Annotated in this window: 18 protein-coding genes and 1 pseudogene; 13 read left to right on the forward strand and 6 right to left on the reverse strand. The window is 72.4% G+C overall.

Features of this window, described 5'->3' with window-relative positions; genetic code table 11:
• The first annotated feature begins 101 nt into the window (after positions 1–101).
• From IE277_RS09695 to IE277_RS09710, 4 genes are all read left to right on the forward strand, one after another.
• Positions 102–1052 (forward strand): NADP-dependent oxidoreductase, encoded by a 951-nt coding sequence (locus tag IE277_RS09695; RefSeq protein WP_229881091.1) that lies wholly within the window; start codon positions 102–104, stop codon positions 1050–1052.
• Positions 991–2496: an MFS transporter gene (locus IE277_RS09700; protein ID WP_229881105.1), complete on the forward strand. Its 1506-nt coding sequence runs from the start codon at positions 991–993 to the stop codon at positions 2494–2496. The genes IE277_RS09695 and IE277_RS09700 overlap by 62 nt, the downstream gene beginning before the upstream one ends.
• Positions 2497–2707: 211 nt before the next feature.
• Positions 2708–2911 carry a cold-shock protein gene (locus tag IE277_RS09705; protein ID WP_055710303.1) on the forward strand — a complete coding sequence of 68 codons (204 nt, stop codon included), beginning with the start codon at positions 2708–2710 and terminating at the stop codon, positions 2909–2911.
• A gap of 89 nt (positions 2912–3000) precedes the next feature.
• Positions 3001–4740, forward strand: coding sequence for a DEAD/DEAH box helicase (locus tag IE277_RS09710; RefSeq protein WP_189950550.1), 1740 nt, complete (start codon positions 3001–3003; stop codon positions 4738–4740).
• 158 nt (positions 4741–4898) lie between these two features.
• Here the strand turns inward: IE277_RS09710 and IE277_RS09715 are convergent, their stop codons facing one another.
• Positions 4899–5528 (reverse strand): TetR/AcrR family transcriptional regulator, encoded by a 630-nt coding sequence (locus IE277_RS09715; protein ID WP_189950552.1) that lies wholly within the window; start codon positions 5526–5528, stop codon positions 4899–4901.
• Positions 5529–5598: 70 nt separating this feature from the next.
• On the opposite strand from IE277_RS09715, the gene IE277_RS09720 reads away from it, so the two are divergent.
• Positions 5599–7065, forward strand: a complete 1467-nt coding sequence (locus IE277_RS09720; RefSeq protein ID WP_189950554.1) for an FAD-dependent oxidoreductase — start codon at positions 5599–5601, stop codon at positions 7063–7065.
• 245 nt (positions 7066–7310) lie between these two features.
• Here IE277_RS09720 and IE277_RS09725 read toward each other — a convergent pair whose 3' ends face one another.
• From IE277_RS09725 to IE277_RS09735, 3 genes are all read right to left on the reverse strand, one after another.
• The gene (locus IE277_RS09725) at positions 7311–8810 is read right to left on the reverse strand and encodes a cellulose-binding domain-containing protein (protein ID WP_189950556.1); all 1500 of its coding nucleotides are present in this window, start codon (positions 8808–8810) and stop codon (positions 7311–7313) included.
• A gap of 265 nt (positions 8811–9075) precedes the next feature.
• Complete coding sequence (locus IE277_RS09730) at positions 9076–10407, reverse strand: radical SAM protein (protein ID WP_189950558.1); 1332 nt, start codon at positions 10405–10407, stop codon at positions 9076–9078.
• 58 nt (positions 10408–10465) lie between these two features.
• Positions 10466–11140, reverse strand: a complete 675-nt coding sequence (locus IE277_RS09735; RefSeq protein WP_189950560.1) for a pyridoxamine 5'-phosphate oxidase family protein — start codon at positions 11138–11140, stop codon at positions 10466–10468.
• Positions 11141–11298: 158 nt separating this feature from the next.
• On the opposite strand from IE277_RS09735, the gene IE277_RS09740 reads away from it, so the two are divergent.
• The 4 genes and pseudogenes from IE277_RS09740 to IE277_RS09755 all read left to right on the forward strand — a co-directional run bounded on the left by IE277_RS09740 (position 11299) and on the right by IE277_RS09755 (position 18360).
• On the forward strand, positions 11299–12561 hold the full coding sequence (locus tag IE277_RS09740; RefSeq protein WP_189950563.1) for an FAD-binding protein: 1263 nt from the start codon (positions 11299–11301) through the stop codon (positions 12559–12561).
• A gap of 138 nt (positions 12562–12699) precedes the next feature.
• Positions 12700–13953 (forward strand): ROK family transcriptional regulator, encoded by a 1254-nt coding sequence (locus IE277_RS09745; protein WP_189950565.1) that lies wholly within the window; start codon positions 12700–12702, stop codon positions 13951–13953.
• Positions 13954–13964: 11 nt separating this feature from the next.
• A pseudogene (locus IE277_RS09750) lies at positions 13965–15449 on the forward strand (glycoside hydrolase); the annotation flags it as partial.
• Between the two features lie 25 nt (positions 15450–15474).
• A complete protein-coding gene (locus IE277_RS09755; protein ID WP_189950567.1) occupies positions 15475–18360 on the forward strand; it encodes a glycoside hydrolase family 2 TIM barrel-domain containing protein in 2886 nt (961 codons plus the stop codon).
• Here the strand turns inward: IE277_RS09755 and IE277_RS09760 are convergent.
• Positions 18338–19588, reverse strand: a complete 1251-nt coding sequence (locus IE277_RS09760) for an MFS transporter (protein WP_229881109.1) — start codon at positions 19586–19588, stop codon at positions 18338–18340. The two genes, IE277_RS09755 and IE277_RS09760, sit on opposite strands and share 23 nt — an antisense overlap.
• Positions 19589–19680: 92 nt before the next feature.
• Between IE277_RS09760 and IE277_RS09765 the strand changes: the two genes are divergently transcribed.
• From IE277_RS09765 to IE277_RS09775, 3 genes are all read left to right on the forward strand, one after another.
• A complete protein-coding gene (locus tag IE277_RS09765; RefSeq protein WP_189950572.1) occupies positions 19681–21003 on the forward strand; it encodes a jacalin-like lectin in 1323 nt (440 codons plus the stop codon).
• Between the two features lie 63 nt (positions 21004–21066).
• Positions 21067–21651 carry a TetR/AcrR family transcriptional regulator gene (locus IE277_RS09770; RefSeq protein ID WP_189950573.1) on the forward strand — a complete coding sequence of 195 codons (585 nt, stop codon included), beginning with the start codon at positions 21067–21069 and terminating at the stop codon, positions 21649–21651.
• Positions 21644–22360: an alpha/beta fold hydrolase gene (locus IE277_RS09775; protein ID WP_189950575.1), complete on the forward strand. Its 717-nt coding sequence runs from the start codon at positions 21644–21646 to the stop codon at positions 22358–22360. The genes IE277_RS09770 and IE277_RS09775 overlap by 8 nt, the downstream gene beginning before the upstream one ends.
• Here IE277_RS09775 and IE277_RS09780 read toward each other — a convergent pair.
• A complete protein-coding gene (locus IE277_RS09780) occupies positions 22294–23136 on the reverse strand; it encodes an isocitrate lyase/PEP mutase family protein (protein WP_189950576.1) in 843 nt (280 codons plus the stop codon). The two genes, IE277_RS09775 and IE277_RS09780, sit on opposite strands and share 67 nt — an antisense overlap.
• 86 nt (positions 23137–23222) lie before the next feature.
• Between IE277_RS09780 and IE277_RS47030 the strand changes: the two genes are divergently transcribed.
• Positions 23223–23528 carry a hypothetical protein gene (locus tag IE277_RS47030; protein ID WP_229881131.1) on the forward strand — a complete coding sequence of 102 codons (306 nt, stop codon included), beginning with the start codon at positions 23223–23225 and terminating at the stop codon, positions 23526–23528.
• Positions 23529–23581 lie beyond the last annotated feature (53 nt).

Genomic DNA, 23581 nt, shown 5'->3' on the forward strand with positions numbered 1-23581 from the left:
GGCCGGATTCTCTCACTTATTGGCAATCTGGCCACTCGTTTCGGTCACTGGGTGGCGCCAGGCTGTGGATCAATCGCGAACGAGACGGGGAGTGCATGCGGATGGCGGAGAAGATGCTGGCTGTGGCCTTCGAAGAGCCGGGCGGGCCGGAGGTCCTGAAGGTCGTGGAACGGGAGCGGCCGGTGCCCGGCCCGACGGAGATCCTGGTCCGGGTGCACGCGGCCGGCGTCAACCCGGTGGACTGGAAGACCCGGGCGGCCGGTGTCCTGTACGTCCCTGGCGACGGCGTCGTGGGGTGGGACGTCTCGGGTGTGGTGGAGGCGGTCAGCCGCGGCGTGACGCTCTTCCGGCCGGGCGACGAGGTGTACGGCATGCCGGGCTTCCCGCGGATGGTCGGCGGCTACGCGCAGTACGTGGCCGCTCCGGCACGCCACTTCGCCCCCAAGCCGGCCGCACTCGACCATGTGCGGGCGGCGGCCCTGCCGCTCGCCGCGCTGACGGCCTGGCAGGCCCTGGTGGACATGGCGGCCCTGCGGGAGGGGCAGCGGGTCCTGGTGCACGCCGCGGCAGGTGGCGTGGGGCACCTGGCGGTGCAGATCGCCAAGGCGTACGGCGCGTACGTCATCGGCACGGCCAGCGCGGGCAAGCACGACTTCGTGCGCGGGCTGGGTGCGGACGAGGTGATCGACTACACGGCGGTCGACTTCGCCTCGGTGGTCTCCGATGTGGATGTGGTGATCGATCCGATCGCCGGGGACTACCAGGAGCGCTCGCTGTCCGTGCTGCGGGACGGTGGCACGTTGATCACCCTCCCGGCCCGCGAGACCGAGGCGCTCGCCTCGGCTGCGGCAGCGCGTTCCGTCCGCTCGGGCTTCATGCTGGTCGAGCCCGACCGGCGAGCGCTGCTGGCCATCACGGAGTTGGTCGAGACCGGCAGGCTGAAGGTGCACGTCGACGCCGTCTTCCCGCTGGCGGACGCCGCCAAGGCCCATGAGCTCGGTGAAACCGGGAGGACCACGGGGAAGTTGGTGCTCACCTGCCGTGGCAACTAGTCAGCAGTCGGCCGGCCCGGCGGCGGTGGCCTCGCAAGCTGACGCCGTTCCGTGGATGACGATCACGGTTGTCCTGGCCGCCCTGTTCATGGCGGTGCTCGACTCGTTCATCGTGGTGGTCGCAGACCCCGCGATCGAAGCGGATCTGCATGCCTCCGCCGGTGATGTCCAGTGGATTCTGGCGGGTTATCAGCTGAGTTACGCGGTCTTCATCATCACCGCCACACGCCTGGCCGACCTGTACGGCCGCAAGCGGATCTTCCTTCTCGGGGTGGCCCTGTTCACTCTGGCATCGGTCGCTTGCGCGCTGTCACCGGGCGCGGGCAGCCTCATCGCCGCGCGTGTCTTCCAGGGTCTGGGGGCCGCCCTGATGGTTCCCCAGGTGTTCGCGTACGTCACGGTGCTGGTGCCGGCGGCGCGGCGGCACAGCGTGTACGGCGTGCTCGGCATCGTCATGGGTACGGCCACCATCGGCGGACAGCTCATCGGCGGACTGCTGATCGGCGCCGACCTGTTCGGCTCCGGCTGGCGCCTGGTGTTCTGGGTGAACGTGCCGATCGGAATCGTCCTGTTCCTGCTCGCCCTGCGACATGTTCCGAAGACAGGCTCGGCCGCCTCGCGCAAGCTGGACATGCCCGGCGTCCTGGTGCTCAGCACGGCCCTGTTCCTCCTGGTGCTCCCGCTGATCCAGGGGCAGGAGGCAGGCTGGCCATGGTGGGTCTGGGCCTGCTTCGCGGGCAGCGCGGCCGCGTTCGGCTTGTTCGTCGCGATCGAGCGGGGCCTGGAACGGCGGGGCGGGGATCCGCTGGTACCGCTGACGCTGTTCGGGCAGCGCTCGTTCTCGCTCGGGATCATTCTCGTCCTCGCCCTGTACGCGCTGATCTACTCGTACTACCTGGCCCTGTCGGTGACGATGCAGCAAGGCCTCACCATGTCGGCGCTCGGCGCGGGCCTGGTCTACGCGCCGGCGGCCACCGCGTTCTTCGTGTTCAGCATCGTGGCGAGCCGGACCATCCCGAAATACGGACGGCGTGTCCTTGAGATCGGGGCGGTCATCCTGGCGAGCGGTTACCTGGCGACCGGCCTCCTGCTGGTGTCCGGCCCGCGGATCACTCCGCTGCTCGTGATCCCCACCCTCGTGCTGCAGAGCGTCGGTGGCGGACTGGTCATCACGCCGGCGCTCAACGCGGTGCTGAGCCGCGTCGAGCCGGAGTCGGCCGGTGTCGCGTCAGGGGTCCTGTCCACGGCCCAGCAGTGTGGCGGAGCGCTGGGCGTCGCGGCTGTGGGTGCGGTCTTCTTCGGCTCGTTCCGTCCCGCGGCGGTCGGCCGGGTTGCCGCCGCCGGCCACGCCTTCGCCGTCGCGTCCTTCGCGGTGTTCGTCATCGCTGTCATCGCGGCCATGATCGTCTTCCTTCTGCCGAAGGAGCCGACGGCAAAGGCCTGAGCGCGAGGATCACCGGCTGCGAACGCGTCGTCCTGTTGATGCGCGCGCTTCGGTGATCCGCCGCGGTCCGCCGGGCTGTGCTACGGTTCCGGGGTTGCAGTTGTGGTACCCATGAACCTATGTGCGCCTGACAGGAATGTTTCCCCTTCAGGCGCATTATTTGTTTCCGGCATCTCCGGATGGGGCCTCTGCCTACAGATCGGAGAAAGTCATGGCACAGGGAACCGTGAAGTGGTTCAACTCTGAAAAGGGTTTCGGCTTCATCGCGCAGGACGGCGGCGGCCCCGACGTCTTCGCCCACTACTCGAACATCGCGACCCAGGGCTTCCGTGAGCTGCAGGAGGGCCAGCGGGTCTCCTTCGACGTCACGCAGGGCCAGAAGGGCCCGCAGGCGGAGAACATCCTCCCCGCCTGATCGCCGGACGCGTATCCGCTCACCGGGGTCCGCACCGTCACGGTGCGGACCCCGGTTTGTGCTGTTTCCAGGAAGGCAGAGACAACCGCATGTCCCGCAGACCCCAGAAGTCGAACCGGCGCGCCTCGTCGCCGCCACCGTCCGCGTCGTCACCCAGGGAATTCCGGCTGCCGGAAAGCACGACGCCCGCGCTTCCCGCCGTCGAGGACTTCGCCGGTCTGGACATGCCCGCAGGACTGCTCAAGACCCTCACCGCGCAGGGCGTCACCACGCCTTTCCCCATCCAGGCCGCCACGCTGCCGAACTCGCTCGCCGGCCGTGACCTGCTGGGCCGCGGACGCACCGGCTCCGGCAAGACACTCGCGTTCGGGCTGGCGCTGCTGGCCCGCACGGCCGGACTGCGCGCGGAGCCCAAGGCACCCCTCGCCCTCGTCCTGGTGCCCACCCGCGAACTCGCCCAGCAGGTGACGGACGCGCTGACCCCCTACGCGACGGCGGTGAACCTCAGGCTGGCCACCGTGGTCGGCGGCCTGTCCATCACCAAGCAGGCCGCCACGCTCCGGCGCGGCGCCGAGGTGCTCGTGGCGACTCCGGGCCGGCTCAACGACCTCGTGGAGCGTGGGGACTGCGTACTCGGCGACGTACACATCACGGTGCTGGACGAAGCCGACCAGATGACCGACATGGGCTTCCTGCCGCAGATCACCAAGGTGATCCAGCAGGTACGGCCCGACGGGCAGCGCATGCTCTTCTCGGCCACCCTGGACCGCAACATCGACCGCCTGGTGCAGCGCTTTCTGACCGACCCCGTGGTGCACTCCGTGGACCCGTCCGCGGGAGCGGTGACCACGATGGAGCACCATGTGCTCCACATCCAGGACGAGACCGACAAGAAGGCCGTCACCACGCGCATCGCGGCCCGTGACGGCCGGGTCATCCTCTTCCTGGACACCAAGAGGTCCGCCGACCGGCTCGCCAAGCGGCTGCTGGCCGTCGGTGTCCGTGCCGCGGCACTGCACGGCGGCCGCTCCCAGCCGCAGCGCAACCGCACCCTGGAACAGTTCAAGAACGGCCAGGTCACCGCGTTGGTGGCGACGAACGTCGCGGCCCGGGGCATACATGTCGACGACCTCGACCTCGTCGTGAACGTCGATCCCCCCGCCGACCACAAGGACTACCTCCACCGGGGCGGCCGCACGGCCCGTGCCGGCGGCTCCGGCAGCGTGGTCACGCTGGTCCTGCCGGAGCAGAAGCGGGACGTCACCCGGCTCATGTCGGACGCGGGCATCCGCCCCCGCACGGCCCGCGTCACATCGAGCGACCCGGAACTGGCCACCATCACCGGCGCCCGCGAGCCTGCCGGCGTCCCCGTCACCATCGAGGTCCCCCAGCCGACGACGGCGCCGGGGGACCGCCCGGACCAGAAGGCCGGCGCCGAGCGCGGCAGGCGGTCCGGCCGCCGACGCCGAAACGGCGGCGGGCCCGCAGCCGCGGCAGGCGCCGCCACCAGGACGGGTGGCCGGGGCCCGGACTCCCGGTCGGCCGCCGGAGCGGCAGCGGCCGGTGGTACGTCCGCGAGCGGCGGTGGCCGCGGTTCTGCCCGCCGGGCGGGAACCGCCGGGGCCACGGGTGGCGCCGGCGGCGCGGGCGGCCGCGGCTCCGACCGCCAGGCGACGGCCGGTGCGGCCGGCGGAGCCTCGGGCGGCAAGGACGCGCGCGCATCCCGCCGGCGAACCGCGGGCGGCGGAGCCTCGGGCGGCGCTGCCGGCACCGGCGGCCGCGGCTCCGACCGCCGCGGCGGCCGTGCACGGGGACGGGTCGGCAACTGACCGGCCGTGCGCCACGCAACGACAGTGCCGGTCGCAGCCCGCAACAAGTGGCTGTGACCGGCACTTTCGTCTTCAGGTGCAGGTAGACCGACCGCAGGTGTTCCGCTCGGCTTCGATCTACCCGGCGCCGATCCGCTCGGCTTCGATCCGCTCGGCTGTCAGCCGTGCCGCCGCAGCCCGTCGCGCAGCAGGTCGAATGCCCGCTCGGCCGCGCGGACGGCCTTAGGGTGGTGCTCTTCGGCGGTGGCGCCGTCCGCCAGGAACTCCTGGTTCATGACCGCCAGTTCCCGCTGCACCACGATCACCTGGGCGGCGACGAGCCGCGCGTCGAGCGGATCCAGCCCCGCCTCCCGCAGCGCCTCGGTCAGCGCGTCGGTCCCGCGTGCCGTGTACCGGGTCAGCCGCGCCGCCAGGCTCTCGGTCTCGAAGACCATCCGCAGGAACGCCATGACCTCGGGGTCGTCGCACAGGCCGGTGTTCGGATCGCGGCGCGCCAGGGCGTCGAGCAGGGCCGCCCGCAGCGCCTCCAGCGGCGGCTGTCCGGCCGGCCGGGCGCGCACGATCCGGGCCGCTTCGCCCTCGTGGTCGGCGAACCGGTGCAGCACGAGGTCTTCCTTGCTCGGGAAGTACGCGAAGAGGGTCCGCCGGGAGACCTCCGCCGCCTGAGCGATCTCGGTGATCGAGACCTGGTCGAAGCCCTTGTCGAGGAAGAGGCGGATCGCCGTCGCCGAGACCGACTCCCGGGTGCGTTCCTTCTTGCGTTCCCGCAGGCCCATCTGCTGATCCATGCGCTCAGTCTACCCCGTGGTAGACTGAGTGCAGATTTGCACTCAGTTCCCTTTCTTATCGGAGGTCGTCATGCGGACCGAGGTCGTCGTCGTGGGAGCGGGCCCGACCGGGCTGATGCTGGCGTACGAGCTGACCCTGGCCGGGATACCGGTCGTCGTCATGGAGAAGCAGCGCACCCCCGGCACCCAGTCCCGGGCGGGCGGACTCCAGCCGCGCACCGCCGAAGTGCTCGATCTGCGCGGCCTGCTGGAGCCGCTGCTCGCGCGGGAACCGTCCGGGAAGACCAGCGGCGGGCACTTCGCCACCCTGCCGGTCGAGCTGGACTGCCGCCCCTGGCGCACCCGCTACCCCCACCCGGTCAGGCTTGCGCAGAAACGGCTGGAGGCCCACCTCGAAGGGCTCCTCGGCGAGCGGGGCGTGCCCGTGCTCCGCGGCCATGAGCTGACGGCGCTCGCGCAGGACACGGAGGGGGTCACGGCTGAGTGGCACGCGGACGGCACCCCGGGCGGCGGTGAGATCCGGGGCCGCTACCTCGTCGCGTGCGACGGCGGACACAGCACGGTCCGCCGGCTGCTGGGCGTCCCCTTCCCCGGCCGGGGAAGCCGGACGTCCATGGTGGCGGCGGACCTCACCCTCGCCGCCCGGTCCGCGGCGGTTCCCACCGAGGAGGGACACTTCAGCCGGTACCCCCGGTCGGCCGGCGGCTTCCTCACGATCCTGCACCCCATCGGGCCGGACCAGTACCGGCTGCTGTTCGGCAGGCCCTCCGGAGACGGTCCGGACCGCGAGGCGCCGGTCCGCGCCGACGAGGTCCGCGAGGCGCTGCACGCGGTGTACGGCCCCGAGACGGAACTGGGCGAACTGCGCGCCGCCTCCCGGTTCGGCGACGCCGTGCGCCAGGTCGAGCGCTATCGCGAGGGCCGGGTGTTCTTCGCCGGGGACGCGGCGCACATCCACATGCCGATCGGCGGCCAGGGCATCAACCTGGGCGTCCAGGACGCGGTCAACCTGGGCTGGAAGCTCGCCGGCACCCTTCGCGGCTGGGCGCCCGCCGGTCTGCTCGACACCTACCACGAGGAACGGCACCCGGCCGCCGCACGCGTGCTGCGCTCCACCCGCGCCCAGGGCGTGATCATGAACCCCGGCCGGGACGAGGAGATCGGCACGGTCCGCGAGCTGGTGACCGAACTACTGCACCTGCCCGATACCAACCGGTACATCGCAGGCATGATGTCCGGCCTGGACCTCCAGTACCCCGGCGTCGGCCCCCGGCTCATCGACGTGGACCTGACCACCGAGGACGGTCCGACCCGGGCCAGCCGGCTGATGCACTCCGGCCGGGGCCTGCTGCTCTCCCTCGACGGCAGGCGACGGTCGGTCGGCGACCGCACCGACCGGGTCGACCACATCATGGCGAAGACCGACGAGGACCTCGACGGCGCCGGCGCCCTCCTGATCCGCCCCGACGGCTACCTCGCCTGGGCCGACACCGCCGACACCCCCCTCGACACGGCCCTCACACGCTGGTTCGGCTAGGGCGTGTTGCGAAAGTCCCGTCGTCCGCCCGGAGGGCGGGCCGAGCGGCGTCCGGTGCGTGCTCTGGGGGTCCCCCCGGCCGGAGGCTGGGGGAGTGTCGGGCGGAAGCCCTCGTACGGGTTGTACGTGGGTTATCGCCCGGTGCGGCGAGAGTGCGTGCCAGGCGTCGGGCGGCAGGCGGGACTCTCGCAACACGCCCTAGGCCTCACCGGATCGGCCGCGAACGGACAGGCGGCCGGTCGGGATCACCCGGCCGCGCAGGACGCTCCGTTGAGGGTGAAGGCTTGGGGTGGGCGGTTCTTGTTCTGCCAGGTGCCGATGAAGCCGAAGGAGACGGTGCCGTGGGCGGCGACGGTTCTGTTGTAGTCGGCGGCGGTGGCGGTGACGTCGGGGCCGTCCTGGTGGGCGGTGGCGTCCCAGATCTGGCCGAGCTGCTGGCCGTCGGGGAAGGCCCAGGAGACCTGCCAGTCGCGCAGGGGCCGGTCGGTGGTGACGTTGACGGTGGCCTGGAAGCCGTCGGGCCACTGGTTGACGAGTTCGTAGGCGACCCGGCAGGTCGCGGCGGGGGCGGCGCGGGTGCTGCCGGGGCCGGGCCCGGGTGTGGGCGAGGAGGTGCCCTGCGGCTCGGGGTCGGGGTCCCGGCGGCCGGAGCCGGCCGTCGTACGGGCCGCGGAGGGGGTGGGGGCGGAGGCCGGCGGCGCGGCGGACTGCCGGGGGGTGGTGCGGGGGACGCTCGGGTCGGCGACCGGCTGACTGTCGTCGTGGGCGACGGTGTCGTCGCGGGCGACCGCGGTGTCGTCGCCCGAGCCGCCGAACGGCATCATCGACACGCCGAGGGCGAGCGCGGACAGCAGCACGGCGGCGGCGAGCAGCCCGCCGCGCAGGACGCGGCTGCGACCGGTGCCCTCCGCCGGATCGTCGGGGCCGGCGGCGGCACCGGCGGGGCGACCCGCGCCGAGCCGGACCTCGGCGGCGCGGCGCCGGCGTTCCAGGTAGGCGAGTCCGCCCCAGCCGATCACCCCGCCGGCCAGCGCGGCGGGCAGCCCCCCACCGTGCAGGCGCAGACAGGCGGCGGCCTCGGCGCAGGGCACACAGGTCGCGAGGTGCCGGGAGAGGTCGTCGGGGGTGTCGGCGGCGGGCGAGCGGGTGACCGCGTCCAGCAGCCTTGCGTAGGGGCGGCACCGCTCGTCCAGCGGGCTGTCGAGGTGGGCGCGGTGACAGCGGTCCCGGAACAGGGTGCGCACCTGGGCGAGTTCGCCGGCGGCGGTGGCCGGGTCCAGGCCGAGCCGGCGGGCGACGGCGGGCAGGGGCAGCGCCTCCACCTCGGCCAGCCACAGCAGCGCGGCGTCGGCCTCCTGCAGATCCCTCAGGCCGCGCAGCGCGACCGGGCGCCCCAGCGGCCGGCCCGTATAACGGGCGGCGTTGCCGGAGTTGAGCCACAGCCGGAGGTCGGGGTCGAGCGTGTGGCCCCGCCCGTCGGCCTCCCAGGCCGCGGCGGTGTCGCGTACGGCGGTGAGCAGCGCCGGGATGGTGGGCAGCCGGGAGGTGCGGCGGCCCGCACCGCGCACATGGGTGCGTGCGGCGGCGCGGACCTCGCGCATGCCGAGCGTGAAGGCCTCGGTCGCCAGTTGATGGGCTGTCAGGGACCCGGAGGTGCACAGGTCCGCGTAGCTGAGCACCGCGTCCCAGCCCTCCGAGAACAGCGCGGTCTCGGTGGCGTCCTTGGGGGTCGGCAGGTCGGGCATGGGACTCCTGCATCCACGAGCGAGGTCAACTCACCACAGGGGGAAGGGAGTTGCAGGGAACCTCGCGGCGGCACAGAGCCTTTCACGTCCTCGACACAACTGACAAGCGCCCTGTTCACATCCGGTTACCGTTGGTGGTGACGCGGATGCCTGACGCGACGGGCCGGCGACTCCGCCCTGGAGTACGGACGCGGGCGCCGTCGCGCTCAACGTCCCACCGGCCCGGTGCGCGGGCTCAGCCGGGATCAGGATGGATCAAGCTGGATCAGTTCCGGGCCGGCGCCTCGGTGGCCTCCGCCGCGGGCAGGCTGTCCATGAAGGAGCTGACGGAGAAGACCGCGCGGCCGGGTCCGGGCAGGCCGTAACCGGGCGGGGAGGAGAGCCCGAAGTCGTCCATGGTCTGACGGTAGGCCTGCAGCAGCCGGATGTGGTACTCCAGCGGCGCCCCGTGCGGGTTGGCCTTGCCGAGCGGGGTGGTGGGCTCCGGGCACCAGGTGGTGAAGCGGGGCGTGATGCCGTGCGACATGAAGAAGCGCAGCCCCTCGGTGGTCGACTCGATGGCTTCGTCCACCGTCGTGAACCCGAACGGCTCGGCCATCTCCACGCCCGCCACGAAGTTCGGGATCACATTGCGCGCGCCGAAGATCTCCGCCGAGTCCAGGATCCGCTTGTGCCACTCGTCGCGGCCGACGTAGCGCTCCTTGCCGGGGCAGTACAGCTCGAACAGCCGGCGGTCCCACACCTCGAAGTTGGGGTGGTAGATCTGGACGCCGTAGTCCTTGAACCGCTGCACGTCGTCACGCGGCAGCGCCTGGGCGACGACCTTGCCGATCCAGCGGCCCGGGAAGCGCTCCTCGATGGCCTTGGCGTAGTGGCCGTAGAAGTCGGCCTCGTCCCGTCCGGCGACCGTCTTCGTGATCGCGCCGCCGGTCAGCGTGTACGCGGTGGACGCCTTCTGGGTGTCGTAGCGGTCGATGATCTCCAGCGCTTCCAGGACCTCCTCCACGTCCTTCACGCCGGTGTACGGCCGCCCCGCCGCCTTGTGCTGGCGCCAGTTGTGGTTGATGTCGCAGTACTGGCACTCCTCCTTGGCGCCGAAGTACTGGCAGACCCGGAAGACGGTCAGGTAGATCAGATAGCCCCACTGGATGGTCGGGGCGACCTCCATCACGGACTTCCCGTTGGAGAGGGTGTGCCGGTAGTACTCGGGCATCGGCGGCACGCCGACGTCGGCGATGCGCTTCCCGTCGAGGTAGAGCCCGAGCAGCCCCTCGTCGTCGGCGGCCACCCGGTACGGCGAGGCAGGGTTCACCCGTACGGAGACGACGGTGCGGCGCAGGTCGTACGGACCGCCGGTGAGGATGATCTCCTCCGGCGGGCGCCGCAGCGCCGCCTCGCCCAGTTCGGGCAGGGTGCCGTGGTCGAAGGAGAAGATGAAGTACGACTTCGGCTTGACCTCACCGTTCTCGTTGTCGCTGAGGGCGGACGGGTCGAAGGCGACGCCGCCGCGGAGCAGGTCCTCCTTGAAGACGGCTTCCCTCGGCACCTGCGGGAACCGCTCCATCAGATCCTCGACCAGCGCGGTACGACTGCCCATCCGTCTGTCTCCTCCCGGTTCAGGCGTACGGCTTACACCGTATGCCCCCGCCTGCGGCTCACCCGTGCCGGGTCCCCGCACGGCGCGCGATGTGCTCCGGTACGGCGGTTCCGGCCGGCAGCGCCGGGTCGGGCTCCGGGGTGCCCCAGACCGTGGTCAGCGGCAGGACGCCGGCCCACAGGCCGAGGGCCGCGTCGGGGCCGTCGCCGTCCTCGGGGGCGCCGGTACGGATCTTGACGGAGGCTTCCGCCAGGGAGAGGGCGAGGAGGGTGGTGGCGGCCAGCTCCTTGCGGCTGGGGAGGCGGGCGTACGACCACTGGCCCGGCGCGGAGTGCTCGGTGAGCAGGCGCAGGCCCGCGAGCTTCTCCTCGGGATCGGTGACCTTGCGGGCGGTGCCGTGGATCATGGCGCTGCGGTAGTTGACGCCGTGCTCGAAGACGGACCGGGCGAGCACGAGCCCGTCGACGTGGGTGACGGTGACACAGACCGGGGTGTCACCTGCGAGGCTGCGGCTGGCCACCGACCCGTGGAGATACAGCCACCGCTCGTCCCGCCCGTACACCGTCGGCACGACGACCGGCCGGCCGTCGACCAGCACGCCGAGATGGCAGACGAAGGCGGCGTCGAGGACCGCCTCCAGCTCCGCCCGCTCCAGGCTGCCCTGTTCGCGCAGCCGGCGGTGCCGGGTGCGGTCGGTGACGGGCAGCTCGACGGGAAGCGGTTCCTGAGTCATACATCGAAAATTTATAGATATCGCAGCCAGAAGGCCAGAGAAATATCGAATACGTCGATCGAGATAATCGGAACGACGAAATCCGCAGATGATCTCCCCGGCGGCGCATACCGGATGAGAGGCTCGGCGCACAGGGACTCATCTGGAGGGACGCGACGATGACAGGGACGGCGGAGACCGGCGGGACGGTCGGCAACTGGGCGCACACCTTCACGTACACCGCCCGCGCGTTCCACCGTCCGGGCACGCTCGACGCGCTCGCGGCACTGGTGGCGGACAGCGCGCGGGTGCGGGTGCTGGGCAGCGCGCACTCCTTCAGCCGGATCGCCGACCCCGGCCCGGACGGGGTGCTGGTGTCCACCGCCGCGCTGCCGCCGGTGATCGAGGTCGACCCGGCCGCGCGCACCGTCCGGGTGGCGGGCGGGGTGCGCTACGCCGAACTGGCCCGCGCGGTCCATGCGCGAGGGCTCGCCCTGCCCAACATGGCGTCCCTGCCGCATATCTCGGTGGCCGGTTCGGTGGCGACCGGCACCCATGGCTCGGGCGTCGGCAACGGACCGCTGGCCTCGGCCGTGCGGGAGGTGGAACTGCTCGTCGCGGACGGCTCGACGGTGCCGATCGGCCGCGGTGAGGCGCGGTTCGACGGCGCCGTGACCTCGCTCGGCGCGCTCGGCGTCGTCACCGCGCTCACGCTCGACCTGGAGCCGGCGTACGAGGTGGAGCAGCATGTGTTCGCCGAACTCCCGCTGGACGGGCTGGACTTCGCCGCCGTGTCGGCCGCCGGATACAGCGTGAGCCTGTTCACGGACTGGCGCGAGCCGGGCTTTCGGCATGTGTGGGTCAAGCGGCGCACCGATGGGCCCGCGGTGCGCTTCCCGTGGGCGGCGCCCGTCCGGGAACCGGTGCACCCGGTGCCGGGGCTGTCGGCGGCCCACTGCACCGAGCAGTTGGGCGTGCCGGGACCGTGGCACGAGCGACTGCCGCATTTCCGGGCGGAGTTCACCCCCAGCAGCGGGGCGGAGATCCAGTCGGAGTATCTGCTGCCGCGGGAGACGGCCGTCGACGCGCTGTGGGCGGTCGACGGCATCCGGTCGGCGGTCGCCGGCGCGCTGCAGATCTGCGAGGTGCGCACGGTCGCCGCCGACCCTCAGTGGCTCAGCCCGGCCCATGGCCGGGACTCGGTGGCGCTGCACTTCACCTGGGTGCCGGACGAGGCGGCCGTCCTGCCGGTGGTGCGCCGGCTGGAGGAGGCACTGGCTCCGTTCGATCCGCGCCCGCACTGGGGGAAGGTGTACGAGATGCCCTCGGCTCTCGTCCGTGGACGGTATGCGCGCCTCGACGACTTCCGGGCGCTGGCGCGCTCCCTGGATCCGGCCGGGAAGTTCACCAACGCCTTCGTGCGGGATCTGCTGGACGGCTGACGGCCGCCGCCCCGCGACTTTTTCCAGCCCCTTTCCTAACCCCTTGTCGAAAGCCGCTCCCTGCCCCTAGCCTGGCGCCCGCGACGGTGCCGGTACCAGTGCCGGTGCCAGGACGGGACCGATGGGAGGGGCAGCCGTATGAAGCGCACATCACGTGACATCCGCACCGCGAACCGCTACGAGGTGCTGCGCCAGATCATCGCCGAGTCCCCCACCTCCCGGCAGGAGCTGGCCGCCGCCACCGGCCTGAGCCTGGCCACGGTGGCCACGCTGGTCGGCGAGCTGCTGGAACTGCGCATGATCACCGAGGTGGGGTTCGAGGACTCCGCCGGCGGCCGGCCCCGGGGCCTGGTGGCCGTCCACGCGTCGGGGGGCGCGCTGATCGGCGTCGACATCGCGGAGACCTACGTCCATGTCGAGCTGTTCGACCTGGCGCTGAACGTACTGGCCCGCGCCGATGAGGACATGCGGCCCGGGGAGAGCCACCCGGAGCAGGTGGTCGGCCATGTCGCCGCCGCCGTCGGCTCGGTGGTGGCGCAGGCCGGGGTGGCGGCGGCCCGGGTGCTGGGCGTCGGGGTGAGCGTGCCGGGCCAGGTGGACCGGGACACCGGTGTCGCCGAGTACGCGCCCAACTGGAACTGGCACGACGTACCGCTGCTCGATCTGCTCGCCGACCACATCGCGTATCCGCTGTACCTGGACAATCCGCTGCGCGCGTGCGCGGTGGCCGAGCTCTGGTTCGGGGCCGCGCGGGGCCGCGGGGACGCGGTCGTGGTCAACCTGGGCACCGGCGTCGGCGCCGGTCTCGCCTTCGGCGGGGGGCTGCACCGGGGCGTGAGCAACAGCGCCGGCGAGTGGGGCCACACCACGCTGGTGCTGGACGGGCGGCTGTGCCACTGCGGCAACCACGGCTGTGTCGAGACCTACGTCGGCGCGCCGGGCATCATGCGGAATCTGCGCGAACTGAGCCCGCGCTCCCCGCTGTTGTACCCCGAGGACCAGACGGCCACCATCGACGCGCTCGCCCGCGCGGTCGCCGCGGGCGACCCGGTGGCGGTCAAGGTGGTCCAGGACACCGCCCGTTACCTGAGCGCCGGTATCTCCGATCTGATCAACCTCCTCAACCCCGAAGTGGTCGTGCTCAGCAGCTGGGTGGCGGCCCGGCTGGGCGAGCCGCTGCTCGGCGAGGTCCGCCGGGCCGTCGCCCGGCACACGCTGCGCCGCCCGCTGGCGGCCACCGAGATCGTCCTCTCCCCGATCCCCACCGACCCGGTGTCCCTCGGCGCGGCCACGTTCGCGCTGGAAGGGGCGCTGCAGTCCGTCGGCCACCGGACCGGCGCCGCCCAGCGCGCCACCGTCCCCGCAAGGAGCCGTACCGCACCGCCTTCATGACGACGGAAGGGATGCACGTGTCTCACCCCCTGCCTCACCCGCGCAAGAGATCCCTGCTGCCGGCGGCCTCCGCCGCACTGGCTGTCACCGGAGCCCTGCTCGCCTCCCCGCCCACGAGTGCCACCGCCGCCCCGGCCGCCGCCGAGGTCTCCCCGCACGCCGCCCAGGCCATCGACGACATCGGCGCGTCCGGCGCCTGGTGGGTCGACGACCTCCAGCACTTCGACCCGAAGGTGCAGGCCCGGATCGCGCAACTCCTGTTCTCCCGGCAGGGGTTGCACCTCAGCTCCTACCGCTACAACATCGGTGGCGGCGGCACCGGGGTCACCACCCCGGCCCGCGCCGCCGAGGACTTCCTGGGGGCCGACGGCTCCTACGACTGGAGCAAGGACAAGGGCGGCCGGACGTTTCTGACGTACGCGGCGAAGTACGGGGTCAAGGACCTGATCGGCTTCGTCAACAGCGCGCCCGCGCGGTGGACGACCAACGGCAAGAGCTGCGGCGGGCAGCTGAAGGCCCAGAACGAGACCGACTTCGCGAAGTACCTCGCCGACGTGACCGGTCACTTCGCGCGGCAGGGCGTACGGCTCGACTACATCAGCCCCTTCAACGAACCGGACAACAGCTTCGCCGACTGCGGCCAGGAGGGCATGCCGGTACCGGTCGACCAGCGCGACGACATCGTGCGCGCGCTCGGCGCCGAGCAGCGCGCCCGGCACCAGAGGACGTCGGTCATCGCGGACGAGTCCAGCAGGACCACGCAGTTCACCAGCGAAGTTCCGCAGTGGATCAGCCGGCCGGGCACGGCCCGGTACGTCGCGAGGCTCGCCCACCACACCTACGACAACCCGGACGACGGCCGGCTCGGCAAGGTCTACGAGACATCGAAGTCGCTCGGAAAGACCTCCTGGGCCACCGAGATCTGCTGCTTCGGCAAGGGCACCACGGGCTGGAACCAGGAGTACGACCCGACGATCGACAACGCCCTGCTGATGTCGAGGATCATCTACAAGGACTTCGCGGTCTCGCACGACTCGGCGTTCCAGTGGTGGGTGGCGCTCGCGAGCGGCTACGGCACCGATCCGACCGCCCGCAACGACCAGGGCTGGAACGACGGCCTGCTCTACTACGACCCCGACTACGCGACGAACGGAAACCAGAAGCTGTACTTCACCAAGCGCTATTACGCGCTGGGCCAGTACAGCAGGTTCGTCCGGCCGGGCGCGGTCGCGCACAACGTGACGGGGGCGCCGGACGGCGTCGAGGTGTCGTCGTACGAACGCGGCGGCCGGTGGGTGGTCGTGGTGAACAACCACAACACCACCGACACCGCGCTGAACCTGCGCTTCACCAGCGAGGCGCCGGTGCGGGCCACGCAGGCGGTGCGAACCTCGGCAGACGAGAACTGGGCGAAGGTCGCGAAACCGGCCGTCGACGACGGAACCGTCGCCGCCACCCTCGCCGCCCGCTCGATCACGACGTACGTCTTCGACCGGGCGTAGCCCCCTCCCAAGGAGACCGATGTCCTTCCGCACGCACACCGTCACCGACTACGTCGAGGACGTCTCACCGGGCTCCGGGGCGCTGCCACCCCGTGCCTGGTACGCCTCCTCGGACGCACCGTCCCTGTCCCTGAACGGAAACTGGCGCCTGCGGCTGTCGCCGACCGCCGACGCCGAGGACGACTCCTTCGCCGCGCCGGGGTACGACGCCGGTGCCTGGGCGCGGATCCAGGTCCCCGGCCACTGGGGCCTGCAGGGGCACGGCTCCCCGATCTACACCAACCACCTCTACCCGTTCCCGGTCGACCCGCCGCGGGTGCCGACCGAGAACCCGACCGGCGACCATCTGCGGGTCTTCGAACTGCCCGAGGTCTGGCCGGACCTCGCCGAGGGCGGTGCCGTCCTGCGCTTCGACGGGGTGGAGTCCTGTGCCCGGGTGTGGCTGAACGGCACGGAACTCGGCGAGTTCAAGGGCTCCCGGCTGCCGCACGAGTTCGCGGTCGGGCAGTTGCTGAAGCGGACCGGCAATGTGCTGGCGGTCCGGGTGCACCAGTGGTCGGCCGGTTCCTATCTGGAGGACCAGGACCAGTGGTGGCTGCCGGGCATCTTCCGTGACGTCACCCTGCTGCACCGCCCGGCGGGCGCCGCCCTCGACTTCTTCGTGCACGCCTCCTACGACCACCTGGCCGGCGCCGGCACCCTGCGTGTCGACTCCGACGTGGCCGGCCGGGTCACCGTGGCCGGGCTGGGCATCGACATCGCGACCGGCGAGAGCGTGACCGTGCCGGTCGAACCGTGGTCGGCGGAGACGCCCACGCTGTACGACGGCGAGCTGACCACCGAGGGCGAGCGGGTGCCGCTGCGCATCGGTTTCCGTACCGTGGAGCTGTCGGACGGCCTGATCAAGGTCAACGGCAGGCCGGTGCTGTTCAAGGGCGTCAACCGGCACGAATGGCACCCGGAGCGGGGGCGCGCGCTGGACCTCGCCACGATGCGCGAGGACGTGCTGCTGATGAAGCGGCACAACATCAACGCCGTGCGCACCTCCCACTACCCGCCGCACCCGGCCTTCCTCGACCTGTGCGACGAGTTCGGCCTGTGGGTGATCGACGAGTGCGATCTGGAGACCCACGGCTTCACCGAGCAGGGCTGGCGGGACAACCCCGTCGACGACGACCGCTGGACCCCGGCGCTGCTGGACCGGGCGTCCCGCATGGTCGAACGGGACAAGAACCACCCGTCGGTCGTCATCTGGTCCCTCGGCAACGAGGCCGGCACCGGCCGGGGCCTGACCGCGATGGCCCGGTGGATCAAGGGCCGTGACTCCTCCCGCCTCGTCCACTACGAGGGCGACCCCACCTGCCGCGACACCGACATGTACTCGCGGATGTACGCCGACCACGCCGAGGTCGAGCGGATCGGCCGCGAGCTGGACGGCGGCAGCCTCAAGCGCCGCCGGCTCCCCTTCGTTCTCTGCGAGTTCGCCCACGCCATGGGCAACGGCCCCGGTGGGCTCGCCGACTACCAGCGGCTGTTCGAGTCGTACGGCCGGCTGCAGGGTGCCTTCGTCTGGGAGTGGATCGACCACGGCATCGCCCATCCCGGGCTGGGGTTCGCCTACGGCGGCGACTTCGGCGAGGAACTGCACGACGGCAACTTCGTCTGCGACGGACTGCTCTTCCCGGACCGCCGGCCCTCCCCCGGCCTGGTGGAGTACAAGAAGGTGATCGAACCGGTCGGCATCGGCGGTGACGCGGGCGACGGCACGGTCCGGATCACCAACAAGCAGGACTTCGCCGGTCTGTCGGCGCTGGCGTTCTCATGGGCGTACGAGGTCGACGGGGAGCCGGTCGAGACCGGCGTCCTGTCCGTGCCGGCGCTGGCGGCCGGCGAGTCCGCCGACGTCAAGCTGCCCCCGCCGCCCGCCGGCGGACCGGCCGGCGAGGCCCGCTGGACGGTCCGGGCGGTACTCGCGACCGACACCGCGTGGGCGCCGAAGGACCATGTCGTGGCCTGGGGCCAGGTGCCGGTGTCGGAGCCCCGGGTGCCGACGGTCGCGGCGACCGCCCGCCCCGCCGCCGGCGACGACGGGGTGATCACCCTCGGCCCCGGCGTCTTCGACGCCCGCACCGGCGCCCTGACGGCCGTCGGGGACGTGCCCGTCTCCGGGCTGCGACTGGATGTCTGGCGGGCCACCACCGACAACGACGACGGCGCCCCCTGGCAGCCCGACCTGCGCTACGGACTGCTGTGGCGCCGGCTCGGCCTGCACCGGATGCGGCACCGGCTGGACGCGGTGGAGACCGGCGAGCACACCCTGACGGTCCGTACCCGGGTGGCGCCGGCCGCGCGGGAGCTGGGCCTCGCGACCGTGTACCGCTGGACGTCGGACGGAGAGCGGCTGCGGCTGACCGTGTCCACCGTCCCCGAGGGCGACTGGACGGTTCCGCTGCCCCGGCTCGGCATCCGTCTGGCGCTGGCCGCGGCCGACGGTGTGCGCTGGTTCGGCGGCGGCCCCGGCGAGGCGTATGCGGACACCAGGGCGGCGTCGGCGGTGGGCCGCTGGCAGTCGACCGTGGACGAGCTGCAGACGCCCTACGTCCGCCCGCAGGAGAACGGGGCCCGGATCGACGTCCGCTGGGCGGAGCTGGGCGGACTGCGCATCGAGGGCGACCCGGTGTTCTCCCTGACCGCCCGCCGCTGGACCACCGAGCAGCTGGACGCCGCCACCCATCTGACCGACCTCGTCCCCGCCGACTCGACCGTCTGGGTCAACCTGGACCACGCCCAGCACGGCATCGGCTCCCAGTCCTGCGGTCCGGGCCCGCTGCCCCGTTACCGGCTGCAGGCCGAACCGGCGGAGTTCTCCTTCGTGTTCTCCGTCAGGCCCGGCGGATCGGCGTGACGAGGGCGATGAGGGCGATGAGGACGCAGACGGTGCCCGCGGTGAGGGCGGCCGGTGTGGTGCCCCAGCGTCCGGCGGCCCAGGTGAGGAGGGCGGCGCCGGCCGGGGCGGCGGCGTACTGCAGGGTCCAGTAGGCGGAGGTGACCCGGCCCAGCAGATGCTCGGGGGTGACCTCCTGACGCAGGGACATCGAGCAGGTGCCCGCGATGCCGACGCCGGCCAGGAAGCCGGCGGCGAGGACGGCGATCGCGGGCACGCTGCCGACCCGGCCGAGGCCGGCGCAGGTCAGCCCGCACAGGACGACCGCGCCGATCCAGGCGGCGCCGAAGCCGAACACCCGGCGCAGCCGGGCGACGAGCAGGGACCCGGCGATGGCGCCGAGCGCGCCGGCCGCCAGGACGGTGCCGACCGTGCCGTCGTCGTGCCCGAGGTCGTGCTTGAGGTGGTAGATGACCAGGTCGTTCAGGCCGAGGGTGAGAAAGCTGAAGCCGAACAGCAGCGCCGTGAGCGAGCGCAGCAGGGGGTGGCGGTAGAGGAAGGCGACGCCGGTGCGCAGATCCTGCCGGACGGTGCCACGGCCGGGCGCGGGGGTGTCGTCACCGGTCCGGGGGCGCAGCCGTACCCAGCGCAGACACCCGGCGGAGGCGGCGAAGCTGGCCGCGTCCACGGCGACGGCGGCGGCCGGGCCGGTCCAGGCGGCGACGAGCCCGGCGCACAGCGGTCCGAGCACTCCGGCCGCGGCGGCGGTGGCGTTCAGCAGGCCGTTGGCCTCCGTGAGCCGGCCGGTGCCGACCAGTCCCCGGACGACGGTGACATAGCCGACGGCGAAGAACATGCCGACGGCCTCGCAGACCGGCAGCACCGTGTACAGCAGCCAGACGCGCGGGCCGAAGCAGGCCCAGACGAGCGGGATCACGCCGTACAGGACCATGCGCAGGAGGTCGCAGGTGATGAGGAGCCGGCGCCGGTCCACCCGGTCGGCCACGCTGCCGGCGAACACGGCGGCGAGGACGGAGGCGGCTGCGCCGGCGGCGGTCAGCAGCCCCATCCGGGCCACCGATCCGGTGGCCTCCAGCACCAGCAGCGGCAGGGCGATCAACGCGAAGGAGTCACCGAGGACGGAGAGGGTCTGGGCGCCCCAGAAGACGGCGAAGTCCCCCTGCCGCCACAGGGGTCGCCCCGCCGCGCCCTCCCGCGCCGCCGCCCCGCTCCGGCCTGTCTTGCGCATCCACCGCCCCGTCATGCATTAATGTTGAACAGTTTTCTCAACTACCCTTTGAATATAGCCCTGTTGAGATCAACATGGGGTGCATGCGACCCATGAGACGACTTCTCGGCGCCCTTGGCGCCGGTGCGCTGGTACTCGCCGGGCTCGGCCTGTCCGGCGGGCCGGCCCAGGCCCAGGCCGCCGACTCGGGCACCTTCACGGTGCTGACGTACAACGTGGCGGGCCTGCCGGAAGGGCTCAGCTCCAGCCATCCGGCCACCAACACCCCGCTGATCTCACCGCGGCTGGCCGGCTACGACATCGTCAACGTCCAGGAGGACTTCAACTACCACGCGGCGCTGTACGCGGGCGACGACCACCCCTACCGCACGGCGACCAGCGGCGGCGCGGGCATCGGCGACGGCCTGAACACCCTGTCCCGCTACCCCTTCGACGACTTCGAGCGGGTGAAGTGGAACGACTGCACGGGCACCAACTGCCTGACGCCGAAGGGCTTCACGCTGGCCCGGGTGCGGCTGGCGGAAGGCGTGTACATCGACCTGTACAACCTCCACCCCAACGCCGACGACACCGACGACGCGCTCGCCGCCCGGCGCGCCAACATCACCCAGCTGTCGCGGTTCATCCAGGCCAACTCGGCGGGCAACGCGGTGATCGTCATGGGCGACACCAACACCCGCTACACCCGCACCGGGGACAACATCCGCACCCTCGTCGACGGCAACCACCTCACCGATGCCTGGGTGCGGCTGGTCAAGGGCGGTACGGCTCCCGCGCAGGGCGCCGACCCGTTGCTGTGCCCGACCTCGGCGCCGGCCGACGACTGCGAGGTCGTCGACAAGGTCCTGTACCGGAGCAGTGACCTCGTCTCGCTCACCGCGAACCGCTACCACGACGAGTGGGCGAGGTTCCTCGACGCCGGCGGCGGCAACCTCTCCGACCACTTTCCGCACACGGTCGGCTTCTCCTACACGGTCAGTCCGAAGCTGCGCGCGAGCGACTTCCTCGGCGGCCCGCACGGTACGGCCTTCAACGACGCCGACGACCTCCCGGCCGCCCTCGCCCCGCGCACCCTCACCCTGCGCGGCGACGCCCGGCTGGACGCGGTGTCCCTCACCCACGACGACGGCACGGTCCTCACCCACGGCGGCAGCGGCGGTACGGCCGCCTCCCTCACCCTCGCCACCGGTGAACATCTCACCTCGGTGAAACTGACGGAGGGCCAGAAGGACGGCCGCACCCGGATCTTCTCCGCGGCCTTCGCCACGGACCGGGGCCGGTCACTGTCCGCCGGCACGGCGACCTCGGACGCCGCCACCTTCACCGCCCCGTCCGGCTGGCAGATCGTCGGCTTCACCGGCCGCGCGGGCGACGAGATCGACAAGCTGGGCGTGCTGTACGCGCCGATCGGCTGAGCGGCACCCTTCCAACCTAGGTACCCTAGGATTGTTACTAGGTACCCAAGGAAGAGGTGTCGGATGGCCCGAGCGGGTCTCTCCGCGGACCGTGTCGTCACGGCCGCCGCCGAACTCGCCGACGAGGCGGGCTTCGACAACGTCACCCTGACCGCGTTGGCCCGCCGCTTCGGTGTGAAGGACGCCAGTCTGTACTCGCACCTGCGAGGCCTCGCCGACCTGCGCACCCGGCTCGCGCTGTACGCGGGCGGCGAGCTGATCGACCGGATCTCGGCGGCGGTCGCGGGCCGTGCCGGCAAGGACGCGCTGGCCGCCTTCGCCGGCGCCTACCGCGCCTACGCCCTGGAGCACCCCGGCCGCTACGCGGCCACCCAGATCCGCATCGACCAGTCCCTGATCGCCGGCTCCCCCGAGATGCGCCGCACCGCCGAGATCACCTACGGCATGCTGCGTGCCTACGGCCTTCGGGAGCCCGACCTGACCGACGCCGTACGCCTGCTGCGCAGCACCTTCCACGGCTACTGCGCCCTGGAGGCCGCCGGCGGCTTCGGCGCGGACCGGGACGTACAGGCCTCCTGGGACAAGGCGGTCGAGGCCCTGCACCTGGCTCTGACCCACTGGCCCCGGGAGACCGAGAACGATGACTGAACAGCTTCACCACGACGTCCTGGGCCGCGGTCCCGTGCTGCTGGTCCTGCCGGGCGGCGCCGGGCATCCGATGGGGCTGGGGCCGCTGACCGAGCGGCTGGCCGCGCGCTTCACGGTGGTGACGTACGACCCGCTCGGGCTCGCGCACGGCCGGCTCGGCCTGCCGGTGCCCGAGCAGCGGGTGGCGGACTGGAGCGAGGGCGCGCACCGGGTGCTGGAGGCGGTGCTCCCGGCGGGCGGGCGCGCCTGTGTGCTCGGGACCAGCTCCGGCGGGATCGCCGCCCTGGACCTGCTGGCCCGCCACCCCGCGCGGCTGGCCCACGTGGTGGCACACGAGCCGCCGTGTGTGACGGTGCTGCCGGACGGGGCGGAGCGGCGGGCCGAGCTGATCCGACAGCTGGACGGCCCCGGACGCCCGCCCGCGGACGGGGCGCCGGCCACCCCGTTCGGGGTCTTCCTGGCCCATGTCCTGCGCCCGTTCACGTCGTATCTGCCGTCCTTCACCGCTCCCCCGGGCGGCCTCACCGTCGCCGCGGGCACCGACTCGCGCGGCCAACTCCTGTACCGGACGGCCGCGTTGCTCGCCGAGCGGCTCGGCGGCGCGTTCGCGGAGTTCCCGGGCGGGCATCTGGGTGCGGTGGATCACCCGGTGGCGTTCGCCGACCTGCTCGCCGACACACTGCGCTCCAGTGCGCGGACCTCGGCGTAGGCGGGCGTGGGGCCGCCCGGGGCGCGGCCGGCGGCGATGCCGGCCGCCGCGTCCAGGGCCGCGCCGAGCGCCCGCCGGTACAGCAGCGAGCCGAGGCTGATCCGGCGGACACCGAGGTCCGCCAGCTGGGCGACGGTGGGTCCGGTGGGCGCGTAGAGGGCGTTGAGGGGGATGTCGAACCGCCGGACGAGGGCGGCGATCCGCCCGGGGTCGGTCAGTCCGGGCACGAACACCCCGTCGGCACCGGCCTGCCGGTAGGCGTCCAGCCGGCGCAGGGTGTCCCGCTCGTCGCCGTCGCCGGACCAGTACGTGTCGGTGCGGGCATTGACGAACAGACCGGGTACGGCGGCCTTCACGGCGGCGATCTTCGCCGCGAGGCGCCCGCTCGGCCCCAGCCCGTCCTCCAGGTTGATCCCGACCGCCCCGAGGACCCACAACTGCCGTGCCAGTTCGGCCACTTCGCCGGGGTCCCGGCTGAATCCCTCCTCGGCGTCGACCGAGAGCAGATACGGTCCCGAACCGAGGGTCAGCGCGAGGTTCAGCGTCTGCTCCCGGGTCGCGCCCGCGCCGTCGGGCAGGCCCGCGGCCGCCGCCACGGCCAGGCTCGTCGTGCCGATCGCGGGAAATCCCCGGGCGGCGAGGGCGGCCGCCGAGGCATGGTCCCAGGCGTTGGGCAGCAGCAAGGGAACACCGGGCCGGTCGTGGAGCCCGGCGAACGCGGTCAGGGGGGTCACGGGGGTCGGGGCGGTCTTCGTCACAGGGGGCTGTGCGGTCATACGGTCACGCTAGGCACCGGACGCTTCGGCACCCACCGAACGATGGAGGTGGGCAACCTTTCCCGCGCCCGCGGCGACCACAGGGCATGACGCTCGCACGACGTATCTCAGGTCACCGCCGGGGCCGCGCGGCCCGCAAGCCCGCGATCGGCGCTCTCACCGCCGCCGGAGTGCTCGCGGGCGCGTGGTACGCCACGGCCGGCGCCGCCACACCCGCCGCGCCGGACCTGACGCCCGCCACCACGACCGTCCCCCCGCCCGCCAAGTTCCCTTGTCTCCAGGCCGGTCACCACAACGCCCGGCAGTGGAGCCGCACCGCCACCCGGCCGCGCCGCACGGCTCCCTCCGGGTCGCCCGGACGGCGGCGGACGGCGTCCATGTCACCCCGCTGACGGCCGCCGGGAGACGCGCGGGTGCCGACACGGTCGTGCGGGGCCCGGGAGGT

The sequence above is a fragment of the Streptomyces alanosinicus genome, assembly GCF_014650595.1.
GTDB classification, from domain to species: domain Bacteria; phylum Actinomycetota; class Actinomycetes; order Streptomycetales; family Streptomycetaceae; genus Streptomyces; species Streptomyces alanosinicus.